This is a genomic window from Pseudomonas sp. NPDC089918, assembly GCF_050280605.1.
In the GTDB taxonomy this organism is placed as follows: Bacteria; Pseudomonadota; Gammaproteobacteria; order Pseudomonadales; family Pseudomonadaceae; genus Aquipseudomonas.
Map to the genome: position 1 here is coordinate 1 of NZ_JBNNVP010000079.1, position 11591 is coordinate 11591.

The following is an 11591-nucleotide window of genomic DNA, read 5'->3' on the forward strand; positions in this document are numbered from 1 at the left end:
CCCCGTTGGGCTGCGAAGCAGTCCCCAAATCTCTGATGTACCAAAAATTTTGTGAGTGCTACGCACTCAAACGGGGGCAAGCCCCCTCGCCACAGCTCGCTCCCACAGGGGAATGGGGTGATTACCAGGGAATGGTCTCACCCCTGTAGTTCACAAAATGATGCCCGCCCTTGCCGGCATACGCATTCACCTGATCAATCAAGCCGCGTGTGCTGGTTTCCACATCAATGTCCGCGCCTTCACCGCCCATATCAGTCTTCACCCAACCCGGATGCAGCGACAGCACGGTGAGTTTCTGTTCGCCCAATTGGGTGACGAAGCTGTTGGTCATGGAGTTCAGCGCCGCTTTGCTGGCCTTGTACAACGCCAGCTCCGGCGCGTCGGGCATGGTCACGCTGCCCAGCACCGAACTCATGAACGCCAGCACGCCGCTGTCTTCACGAATCTGCCCGACAAAACGCTGGGCCAGATTGATCGGCGCCACGGCGTTGGTGAAGAACAGCTGACCCACCTCGGCCAGGGTCGCGCCGCCCGGCGTCTGGACCTCCGGGCCCTTGACTCCGGCATTCACAAACAACAAGTCGAAGACTTCGCCCTTGAGTTGTTGACTAAGGGCAATGACCGCTTGCTGATCGTCCATGTCGAGTTTTTCGATCCGCACCTTGCCCAGCGCTTGCAAGGCTTCGGCGCTCTGCGGGTTGCGCACGGTGGCGGTGACTTGCCAGCCGTCGGCCAGCAGGGTTTTCACCAGACCGAGGCCCAAGCCTCGGGAGGCACCGATGATGAGTGCGGTTTTTGCCTTGGACATGAATGGCTTCCTTGATGGATGAGAATCACGGATTTAATGGACAACGTTGACCGAGCCGATGTTGCAGTTCCTGACGCAAGACATCGAGTTCGGCGATGCGGGTTTCGATCAGGTTCAATTTGTCTTGCAGCAGCCGGGTAACGGCATTGGCCGGGTCGGGCGCCTGCCACAACGCGGCGACGCTGCTGCCGATCTCGCCGAGGGTAAAGCCCAGTCGCTGAGCGGTCTTGATGTACAGCACCAGTTGCACCATCTCCGCCGGATAGTCGCGATAACCATTGGCGCTGCGTTGCGCGGCGATCAACCCGCGCTGCTCGTAAAAGCGCAATGTGTCGCGGCTGACGGCGCTGGCCTGAGCTAATTCACCGATGCGCATCTTGATGTCTCGAGAGGGCTTGACCCTGGAGCATACTCCAGGCTTTAGCCTTGTTGCTCCCTGAATTTATGGAGCAAGACGGATGTGGACTTCAACGCAATATCGTCAAGTGGTGCGTGGCAGTGCGTGGTACGACCTGATCGTAACCGCTGCTTTTGTGACGCCGTGGAGTTTTGCGGCGTTGCATGGCGTGTTGTTGAGCCTGAGCCAGACTTTCAATCTGCCTGGCGAGCTACCGCCGTTCGAGCCGATGCACATGCTGATGGCGAATTTGTTGGGTTCGATTGTGTGCGTGTGGGCGGTGCTGCGGATTCGTGATCCGCAGCAGGTGTTTGGGCGGTATGACGCGGTGGGGAGGTTTCTGTTTTCGGCTTGGCAGCTGTATGCCTTGCTCCATGGCGCCAGTTCATTGCTGGTTGTTTTCTTGGTCTTTGAATTGGCGTGGGGGGGTGTTCAGGTGTTGCCAGTGCGGCAGCCATCGCGAGCAGGCTCGCTCCCACAGTAGATTTGTGTTCATCACAAAATTGCGGCTCGACTCGGTCAACTGTGGGACCGAGCCTGCTCGGGATGAGGCCAGTGCAGGCGACCGTTAATGCCCGGCCTGCCACGGCTGCCCCAACGAAACCGGCGCATACAACCGTGTGCGCACGGCATCCCGGGACAACAGCACCAACACCACAATGGTCGCGACATACGGCAGCATCGCCAGCAGGCTCGACGGAATCGCCAGCCCCAATCCCTGCGCCACCAAATGCAAGATGCTGGCGAGACCGAACAGATACGCCCCGAGCAGCAATCGCCACACCCGCCAACTGGCAAACACCACCAGCGCCAGGGCAATCCAGCCGCGACCGGCGCTCATGTTTTCCGCCCACATCGGTGTGTACGCCAGGGACAGATAAGCCCCGGCCAACCCCGCCATTGCGCCGCCAAACAGCACCGCCAGCGTGCGCACGCGCAACACCGGCAAGCCCATGGCGCTCGCCGCGTCCGGGTTTTCGCCGACGGCCTGAATAATCAACCCGACGCGACTTTTCAGAATCACCCAGGCCACTATCGTGAACAGCGCGAACGACAGGTACACCAGCAGGTCCTGGGCAAACAGCATCCGCCCGATCAGCGGGATTTCACTCAACAACGGAATCGCCACCGGCTCGAAACCCGCCAATGGTTTGCCAACCCACGCTGCGCCGACAAAGGTCGACAGGCCCACGCCGAAGATCGTCAACGCCAACCCGGTCGCCACCTGATTGGCGTTGAACACCAGTGCCACCAAGGCAAACAGCGACGACAACAGCATCCCGGCGAGCATCGCCAGCAACACGCCAAGCCAGAGGTTGCCGCTGTTCAGCGCAACGATGAAACCGATCACCGCGCCAAACAGCATCATGCCTTCCTGCCCCAGATTGAGGACGCCACTCTTCTCGCAAATCAGCTCGCCCAGCGCCACCAGTAACAACGGCGTACCGCAGCGGACCATGGCGTAGAAAATATTGCTCAGCAGATCGAAATCCATCACAAGGCTCCTGCGTGTACGGCGGTGGTTGGTGCACGGCGAGCCCAGCGCAGGTTCAAACGCAGTCGGTAGAGAATCAGTACGTCACTGGCCAGCAGGAAAAACAGCATCATCCCCTGGAACAATTGAGTGATCGCTTGCGGCAGGTTCATGCTCATCTGTGCGCTTTCGCCACCGATGTACAGCAGCGCCATCAACAGGCTGGAAAACAGAATGCCGATGGGATTCAGCCGCCCGAGAAACGCCACGGTGATCGCCGCATAGCCGTAACCCGGCGAGACTTGCGGCACCAATTGACCGATCGGCCCGGTGACTTCGCACACGCCGGCCAGTCCCGCGAGGCCGCCGCTGATCAACAACGCCAGCCAGATCAGCCGCTTCTCGCGAAAGCCGACGAAACCGGCGGCGCGCTTGTCCAGCCCAAGCACTTTGATCTGGAAGCCGACAAAGCTTTTCTGCAGCAACACCCACACCGCCACCAGCGCGAGCAACGCGAAATACACACCGGCATGAACCCGGCCGTCCTCCATCAACAGTGGCAGTCGACTGGCCTCGCCGAACATTGCCGACTCTGGAAAGTTGAACCCCACCGGGTCCTTCAGCGGCCCGTGGACGCAGAACAGCAGCAGGTTCAGGGCGATGTAATTGAGCATGATGCTGGTGAGGATTTCATTGGCGTTGAAGCGCGTGCGCAACCACGCCGTCAGCCCGGCCCATGCGGCGCCGGCCAGGGTGCCTGTGAGCAGGATCAACACCAGCGCCCAGCGGCTTTGCCAGCCAATGATGTTCACTGCCAACGCACTGCCGGCGAGGGCGCCGAGCAGCAACTGACCTTCGGCGCCGATGTTCCAGATCCGTGCCTGATACGCCACCGCCAGGCCCAATGCGCAGAGCAGAATCGGCAGCGCTTTGACCAACAATTCGGAGACGCCGTACAAGTCGCTGATCGGTGCAATCAGCAACGTGTGCAAGGTCAGCAACGGATCGTGGCCCAGGGCGATAAACAGCAATGAGCCACAGCCCAGCGTCAACACGGCCGCCAGCAAGGGCGAGCACCACAACATAAGGCGCGATTGCTGGCCACGGGGTTCGAGAGAAAGCAGCATGTGAAACTCCGTTAAAGCGCTACGGGGGCAGGTGATTGAGGGGCATCGAACTGGCCGGCCATCCAGCCGCCGACGTCGCTCAGATGGGTGTCGACGGTGGCCTGCAATGGCGACAGCCGACCGCCACACAGGGCGCCGAGGCGGTCGCTGATCTGGAACAATTCGTCGAGGTCTTCAGAGATCACCAGGATCGCCGCGCCAGCATCGCGCAAGGCAATCAACGCCCGGTGAATGGTCGCGGCCGCGCCGACGTCCACGCCCCAGGTCGGGTGCGCGGCCACCAGTAATTCAGGCTGTTGAAGGATCTCCCGGCCGAGGATGAATTTTTGCAAGTTGCCGCCGGACAGACTGCGAGCAGGCGCCTGGGCATCGGGTGTCTTGACCCCGAAGCGGCGAATGATGTCTTCGGCCAGCGCTTGGACCTTGCCGCGCTGGATCAGCCCGTTGCTGACCAGCCCTTGTTGAAAGGCGGTCAGCAAGGCGTTATCTGCCAGGCTCAGTTCCGGCACCGCGCCATGGCCTAGACGCTCGGCAGGAACGAAGGCCAGGCCAAGTTTGCGTCGCGCATCCGGCCGCAAATGGGCGACGGCTTGCCCGCCGAAACTGATCGTTGCGCTGTCGTGACGGGGCAGTCGCTCTTCACCACTGAGCAACGCCAGCAACTCATCCTGACCATTGCCGGCCACTCCGGCGACCCCCACGATTTCGCCGCTGCGCACGTTGAAATCAATATTCTTCAGAGAGCAGCCGAACGGGTCCGGGTTGTGCCAGGACAATCCCGTCACACTCAAAAACGCATCAGCGCCCATGACCTTTGGATAGTCAGTGATCAGCTCGGCGGCTTCACCGACCATCAACTGCGCCAGTTGCCGATCCGAGCACTGCGCCGGCACGCAATGCCCGGCCACCCGACCGCCGCGCAACACCGTAGCGCTGTGGCACAACGCGCGCACTTCGCCGAGCTTGTGGCTGATAAACAGAATGCTGCAGCCTTCGGCCGCCAATCGGCGCAGTGTGACGAACAATTCGTCGGCCTCTTGCGGGGTCAGTACCGACGTCGGCTCATCGAGAATCAACAGGCGGATGTCCTGCATCAGGCAGCGAATGATTTCCACCCGTTGACGCTCGCCGATGGACAGGCTGTGGACAAGTCGCTCCGGTTCCAGGGCCATGCCGTAGCGTTGAGACACTTCACGAATCTTCGGTTCGAGCTGCTTCGGCGTACCCGCCGCCGCTCCCATGGCCAGCGCGATGTTCTGCGCCACGCTCAGGGTTTCGAACAGCGAGAAATGCTGGAACACCATGCCAATCCCGAGGCCGCGAGCCTGGGCCGGATTGCGCATGGTCACGCGCTGGCCCTGCCAGATCATTTCCCCTGAGTCGGCGTGAGTGACGCCGTAGATGATCTTCATCAGGGTACTTTTGCCCGCACCGTTTTCGCCGAGCAGGGCGTGGATTTCACCGGGCGCAATGCTCAAGTCGATGGCATCGTTGGCCAGGCAACCGGGGTAACGTTTGCTGATTCTGCGCAATTGCAGGCGGGGTATTTGATCGGGGATCGGCACGGGGTTGGACATGACAGGCTCAGGTCGACAGAAGTTATGCCTGGGGATAAAGCAATTTCCTGGCCATTGAGTCAGGAAATCGGTGAGGCCTTGCTGGTTTAGGGTTGTGGGCGGTGTCTCGCCTTATTCCAACTCCGAATCAGGCACCACTTGAGGGCACGTTCTTTGATCAGGCTCTGGTTTTGCGCGCTGTGAATTGATCAAAAAACGAGCAATACCCTGCAAGCTATGTCGGACATGGGGCTGCGCCAGCCATGAACGGGTTATCCACAGGTTGTTCCACAGTATTTGTGCGCAAGCCGAGCGGAGGGGCATAAGCACTGAGGGGCTTTCTTCTAATGGCGATAAACCGCTCTAACTGTTTGTTTTTACGTGGAATAAATGTTGCTACTGGGGATTTGGATGAAAAATGAACAAAGCCCGCAAAGCCGCATGACAGAAGGGTTACAGCGCAATGTGCTCAGGTTATCCACAGCCGGGTGCACAGCAGATGTGGGCAAGTTTCGAATGCAGGGCAAATCGGGGCGCCCCAAAAGATCGCAGCGCCCACAGGCGCGTAGGAGCTGCCGCAGGCTGCGATCTTTTGATCTTTTGATCTTTTATCGCTGCAACAAAATGCGCCCGCGACTCAAGTCCGCCAGCTGCGTTTGCAGGGTATCTATCTGCCCCTCGCCGATCGCCAATTGCAGTTCCACGCCATTGGCCGTGAAGATTTCCTCCACGACCAAACCGCCCAGTTCCGCTACCCGAAGCTTCACCAGCGCCAACTCGCCAAACGCACAGGCACAACTGACCTGCACCCGACTGATCAGCTCGACCTTCGGCGCCCCTTGCAGGCATTTGTTGGCACCGCCGCCATAGGCCCGGGCGAGGCCGCCGGTGCCCAGTTGAATGCCGCCATACCAACGGATCACTAACACCGCGACCTGATCGCAATCCTGCGCTTCGATCGCTGCCAGAATCGGCCGGCCAGCGGTGCCGCCGGGTTCGCCATCATCGTTGCTGCGATATTGATCGCCGAGTTTCCAGGCCCAGCAATTGTGCGAGGCGTTCAAATCACTGTGCTGCTCGATGAACGCTTGGGCATCAGATGCGCTAGTGATTGGTCCGGCGAGGGTGATGAAGCGGCTTTTGCGAATCTCTTCGCGGTATTCGCAAAAGCCGCTGAGGGTAAAAGGCATAAGTGTCTTAGATAGCAGGCGTCAGGCCGCAGCCTTTGAGAATGATGCGGATCAGGTTGTTGCCGGCGTCTTCCATGTCTTGCTTGGTCAACTTGGTGCGCCCGGTGACACGGCAGATCTGCGTGGCAAAATCGGCGTAATGCTGGGTGCTGCCCCATAGCAGGAAGATCAGGTGCACCGGGTCGACCGGGTCCATTTTGCCGGCGTCGATCCACGCCTGAAACACTGCGGCCCGGCCCTGAAACCAGATGCGATAGTCCTGGTTGAAATGCTCGCTCAGGCATTCGCCGCCGCTGATGACCTCCATGGCGAAGACCCGCGAAGCTTGTGGCTGGCGCCGGGAGAATTCCATTTTGGCGCGAATGTATCGCGTCAATGCTTCTGCCGGATCATCCTCGACGGTCAGGGTATTGAAAGTACTGTCCCAGAGTTGAAGGATGTTGCTCAGCACCGCCACATACAAACCGAGTTTGTTGGTGAAGTAGTAATGCAGGTTCGCTTTGGGCAACCCGGCCTTCTGCGCGATGGTGTTCATGCTGGTGCCTTTGAACCCGTGACGGGCGAACTCGTCTTCGGCGGCTTTGATGATGGTCTCTTCGTTCTTCTGACGAATGCGGCTGGCGGGTTTGCCGCCGTGGGCTGGGACTTCAAAGGTCATAGGCACTTCCGAACAGGGTAGATGGGTGCAACCAGATGCGTTGATAGCGCACCCGCAGGCCGCAGACAAGTCCTGTTGCGATAAAACCCTGACCACCGCAATCCCACAAGAATCTTCAGTTGTTCAGCGCGTCGCCGCCAGGCTCTCCAAAAAGCTCTCCAGCACCAAATGGGGACGACGGCCCTTGCGTGTGACCGATGCCAGGCTCAGGTCATAAAAACGTGCCTTGGGTTTCAGCGCACGCAATCGGCCTTGTTGCACCCAGAGGCTGGCGTAGTGGTCCGGCAGATAGCCGATGTAGCGTCCGGTCAGGATCAGAAATGCCATGCCTTCGCGATCCGATGCACTGGCGGTGCAGTTGAGCGCCTGATAGTGGGCCTGAATCTCGGCAGGCAAACGGAAGGTCGGAGCGATGGCGTCCTGGCTATTGAGACGCTCATCGTCCAGTTGTTTGTCGTCGACATAAAATAACGGATGGCCGACTGCGCAATACAACAGCGAACGTTCGCTGTAGAGCGGCTGATATTCCAGCCCCGACAGCGCACTGGCCTGCGGCACCACGCCGACATGCAAGCGCCCGTCGAGCACGCCTTGTTCGACTTCATTGGGCGCGATCATGCGAATCTGGATTTGCACGTCCGGGCCGCGTTCCTTCAACTGCGCCAAGGCGTGGGTGATGCGCATGTGGGGCAGGGTGACCAGGTTGTCGGTCAGGCCAATGGTCAACTCACCGCGCAAATGTTGGTGGAGGCCATTGACCTCGGTGCGGAAACTTTCCAGCGCACTTAATAGCTGCAACGCCGATTGGTAAACCTCGCGGCCCTCTTCGGTCAGGGAAAAACCGGCGCGACCGCGTTGGCACAGACGCAGGCCGAGGCGCTGCTCCAAATCGCTCATCTGTTGGCTGATGGCCGAGCGACCGATCCCCAGCACCGATTCTGCCGCGGAGAAGCCACCGCATTCCACCACGCTGCGAAAAATCCGTAACAGGCGGATATCAAAGTCACTGACTTGCGCCAGTGGATCGGGACGACGGCTGCTCATGCTTTGTTTACTCAAAGTTTAGTAGCTGGCTGACTGAAGGTTAGAAAAGTTGGATTTCACCGACTTTATCTCCGTGGCAATTTAGCTGCAAGAACGCTTTTCATCTCCACGCCGCTTATTGCCCTGCGAGGTTTTGCCCATGAACGTGCCTGAAAACGCCCCGACTTCCCTGGCCAGCCAGCTCAAACTCGATGCTCACTGGATGCCCTACACCGCGAACCGCAATTTCCAGCGCGACCCGCGACTGATCGTGGCTGCCGAGGGCAGTTGGCTGACAGACGACAAGGGCCGCAAGGTCTACGATTCGCTCTCGGGTCTGTGGACCTGCGGCGCCGGACACACCCGCAAGGAAATCCAGGAGGCGGTGGCCAAGCAATTGGGCACCCTCGATTACTCGCCGGGCTTTCAGTACGGTCACCCGCTGTCGTTCCAGTTGGCCGAGAAAATCACCGATCTGACCCCGGGCAATCTGAATCACGTGTTCTTCACCGACTCGGGTTCCGAGTGTGCAGACACGGCGGTGAAAATGGTGCGTGCTTACTGGCGCCTGAAAGGCCAGGCCACCAAAACCAAAATGATCGGTCGAGCTCGTGGTTATCACGGCGTGAACATCGCCGGCACCAGCCTCGGTGGCGTGAACGGCAACCGCAAACTGTTCGGTCAGGCGATGATGGACGTCGATCACCTGCCGCACACCTTGCTGGCGAGCAATGCTTTCACTCGTGGCATGCCGGAGCAGGGTGGTATCGCCCTGGCCGATGAATTGCTCAAGTTGATCGAGCTGCACGATGCCTCGAACATCGCAGCGGTATTCGTCGAGCCATTGGCTGGTTCCGCTGGCGTGCTGGTTCCGCCGCAGGGTTATCTCAAGCGTCTGCGGGAGATCTGCGATCAGCACAACATCCTGCTGGTGTTCGACGAAGTGATCACCGGTTTTGGTCGTACAGGTTCGATGTTCGGCGCCGACAGCTTCGGCGTGACGCCGGACCTGATGTGCATTGCCAAGCAAGTCACCAACGGCGCGATCCCGATGGGCGCGGTGATTGCCAGCTCCGAGATCTATCAGACCTTCATGAACCAGGCGACGCCGGAATACGCGGTGGAATTCCCGCACGGCTACACCTATTCCGCCCACCCGGTGGCTTGTGCAGCCGGCCTGGCGGCACTCGACCTGCTGCAAAAGGAAAACCTGGTGCAGAGCGTGGCGGAAGTGGCACCACATTTCGAAAATGCGTTGCATGGTTTGAAGGGCTCGAAAAACGTCATCGACATTCGTAACTACGGGTTGGCCGGTGCCATCCAGATTGCGCCTCGCGACGGCGATGCCATCGTGCGTCCGTTCGAAGCCGGCATGGCTCTGTGGAAAGCCGGGTTCTACGTGCGCTTCGGCGGCGACACCCTGCAGTTCGGCCCAACCTTCAACAGCAAGCCGCAAGACCTCGATCGCTTGTTCGACGCGGTCGGCGAAGTGCTGAACAAAATCGACTGATTTTTCCCTCTATATAGGCGTCCTTTTTGAAGGGCGCCTGTGGACAACTTTTTCAGGAGCCCTGCATGAGCCTTATCCCGCATTTGATCAATGGCGAACTGGTGACCGAAGACGGTCGTACGGCCGACGTGTTCAACCCGTCTACCGGTCAGGCGATCCACAAGCTGCCATTGGCCAGCCGTGAAACCATTCAAAAAGCCATCGACTCGGCCAAAGCTGCGTTCCCGGCCTGGCGTAACACTCCGCCGGCCAAGCGTGCTCAGGTGATGTTCCGCTTCAAGCAACTGCTGGAACAGAATGAAGCCCGCATCGCCCAACTGATCAGCGAAGAACATGGCAAGACCCTGGAAGATGCGGCCGGTGAATTAAAGCGCGGGATCGAGAACGTCGAGTTCGCCTGTGCTGCACCGGAAATTCTCAAGGGCGAGTACAGCCGTAACGTCGGGCCGAACATTGATGCCTGGTCGGATTTCCAGCCATTGGGCGTGGTGGCAGGTATTACCCCGTTCAACTTCCCTGCCATGGTGCCGCTGTGGATGTATCCGCTGGCGATCGTCTGTGGCAACTGCTTTATTCTGAAACCCTCCGAGCGTGATCCAAGCTCGACGCTGCTGATTGCTCAGCTGCTGTTGGAAGCCGGCCTGCCGAAAGGCGTGCTGAGTGTGGTGCATGGCGACAAGGCTGCGGTGGATGCCTTGATTGAAGCGCCGGAAGTCAAAGCGCTGAGCTTTGTCGGTTCGACGCCGATTGCCGAATACATTTACGCCGAAGGCACCAAGCGCGGCAAACGCGTCCAGGCGCTGGGCGGGGCGAAGAACCACGCGGTATTGATGCCGGATGCGGATCTGGATAACGCCGTCAGCGCACTGATGGGCGCGGCGTACGGTTCGTGCGGTGAGCGCTGCATGGCGATCTCGGTTGCTGTATGCGTCGGCGATCAGGTGGCGGATGCGTTGGTGGCCAAACTGGTACCACAGGTCAAAGCGTTGAAAATCGGTGCCGGTACGATCTGTGGCCTGGATATGGGGCCGCTGGTTTCCGGTCAGGCTCGCGATAAAGTCAGTGGCTATATAGAAGACGGTGTATCAGCAGGGGCGACCTTGGTGGTGGATGGTCGTGGTCTGAGCGTGGCCGGTCATGAAGAAGGTTTCTTCCTGGGCGGTTGCCTGTTCGATAACGTCACACCAGAGATGCGCATCTATAAAGAAGAGATCTTCGGGCCGGTGCTGTGCGTCGTTCGGGTCAACAGCCTGGAAGAGGCGATGCAACTGATCAACGATCACGAATATGGCAACGGCACCTGTATCTTCACGCGTGATGGGGAAGCGGCGCGGTTGTTCTGTGATGAGATTGAAGTAGGCATGGTCGGCGTCAACGTGCCTTTGCCGGTGCCGGTGGCTTATCACAGCTTTGGCGGCTGGAAGCGTTCGCTGTTCGGCGATCTGCATGCCTATGGTCCGGATGGCGTCCGTTTCTATACTCGTCGCAAAGCTATTACCCAGCGCTGGCCGCAACGGGCGAGCCATGAGGCTTCGCAATTCGCATTCCCTAGTTTGTAAGTAGAAGGGAAGAAGGCCGGCCCCTAGGGGCCGGCTTTCGTGTTTTCGGGGCTTCTTTGCCTTATATGACAGAATTGTGAAATCAGGGGTTGACGGCAGATTCTGGAAGTCTATAATTCGCCCCACTTCCGGCGCAGTCGAAACGGAAAACTCCTTGGTAAACAAAGAGTTACGCAGTTTTCGGCAGTGGTTAAGCTTCAGTTCATCGAGGCCAGAAGGAGTTGGTAAGGCAGTGTGTTTTCGCCTTATTGACGGTTCGATCATCTCGGTCGAAAGCGGAGAAAAAGAG

At 59.1% G+C, this 11591-nt stretch carries 11 protein-coding genes; 3 read left to right on the forward strand and 8 right to left on the reverse strand.

The window, feature by feature from the left end; translation table 11 throughout:
• Positions 1 to 121: 121 nt before the first annotated feature.
• Both ACQKPC_RS29605 and ACQKPC_RS29610 read right to left on the reverse strand, forming a co-directional pair.
• Positions 122 to 808 (reverse strand): SDR family oxidoreductase, encoded by a 687-nt coding sequence (locus ACQKPC_RS29605; RefSeq protein WP_310661407.1) that lies wholly within the window; start codon positions 806 to 808, stop codon positions 122 to 124.
• 25 nt (positions 809 to 833) lie between these two features.
• Positions 834 to 1184 carry a MerR family transcriptional regulator gene (locus tag ACQKPC_RS29610; RefSeq protein ID WP_427628203.1) on the reverse strand — a complete coding sequence of 117 codons (351 nt, stop codon included), beginning with the start codon at positions 1182 to 1184 and terminating at the stop codon, positions 834 to 836.
• An 82-nt stretch (positions 1185 to 1266) separates the two neighbouring features.
• Between ACQKPC_RS29610 and ACQKPC_RS29615 the strand changes: the two genes are divergently transcribed.
• A complete protein-coding gene (locus ACQKPC_RS29615) occupies positions 1267 to 1689 on the forward strand; it encodes a hypothetical protein (protein ID WP_427628204.1) in 423 nt (140 codons plus the stop codon).
• Between the two features lie 84 nt (positions 1690 to 1773).
• On the opposite strand, the gene ACQKPC_RS29620 is transcribed toward ACQKPC_RS29615, so the two are convergent.
• The 6 genes from ACQKPC_RS29620 to ACQKPC_RS29645 form a co-directional block, all read right to left on the reverse strand.
• On the reverse strand, positions 1774 to 2700 hold the full coding sequence (locus ACQKPC_RS29620) for an ABC transporter permease (RefSeq protein ID WP_427628206.1): 927 nt from the start codon (positions 2698 to 2700) through the stop codon (positions 1774 to 1776).
• The gene (locus ACQKPC_RS29625; protein ID WP_427628208.1) at positions 2700 to 3806 is read right to left on the reverse strand and encodes an ABC transporter permease; all 1107 of its coding nucleotides are present in this window, start codon (positions 3804 to 3806) and stop codon (positions 2700 to 2702) included. Before ACQKPC_RS29625 ends, ACQKPC_RS29620 begins: the two co-directional genes overlap by 1 nt.
• Positions 3807 to 3817: 11 nt before the next feature.
• Positions 3818 to 5383, reverse strand: a complete 1566-nt coding sequence (locus tag ACQKPC_RS29630; protein WP_427628210.1) for an ABC transporter ATP-binding protein — start codon at positions 5381 to 5383, stop codon at positions 3818 to 3820.
• 587 nt (positions 5384 to 5970) lie between these two features.
• Positions 5971 to 6552 (reverse strand): IMPACT family protein, encoded by a 582-nt coding sequence (locus ACQKPC_RS29635; RefSeq protein WP_427628212.1) that lies wholly within the window; start codon positions 6550 to 6552, stop codon positions 5971 to 5973.
• Between the two features lie 7 nt (positions 6553 to 6559).
• Positions 6560 to 7210 (reverse strand): TetR/AcrR family transcriptional regulator, encoded by a 651-nt coding sequence (locus tag ACQKPC_RS29640; protein WP_427628214.1) that lies wholly within the window; start codon positions 7208 to 7210, stop codon positions 6560 to 6562.
• A 123-nt stretch (positions 7211 to 7333) separates the two neighbouring features.
• The gene (locus ACQKPC_RS29645) at positions 7334 to 8254 is read right to left on the reverse strand and encodes a LysR family transcriptional regulator (RefSeq protein ID WP_008006295.1); all 921 of its coding nucleotides are present in this window, start codon (positions 8252 to 8254) and stop codon (positions 7334 to 7336) included.
• 139 nt (positions 8255 to 8393) lie between these two features.
• Between ACQKPC_RS29645 and ACQKPC_RS29650 the strand changes: the two genes are divergently transcribed.
• Together ACQKPC_RS29650 and ACQKPC_RS29655 are read left to right on the forward strand one after the other, a co-directional pair.
• Positions 8394 to 9743, forward strand: a complete 1350-nt coding sequence (locus tag ACQKPC_RS29650; protein ID WP_007906809.1) for an aspartate aminotransferase family protein — start codon at positions 8394 to 8396, stop codon at positions 9741 to 9743.
• Positions 9744 to 9808: 65 nt separating this feature from the next.
• A complete protein-coding gene (locus ACQKPC_RS29655) occupies positions 9809 to 11302 on the forward strand; it encodes a CoA-acylating methylmalonate-semialdehyde dehydrogenase (protein ID WP_427628216.1) in 1494 nt (497 codons plus the stop codon).
• Positions 11303 to 11591 lie beyond the last annotated feature (289 nt).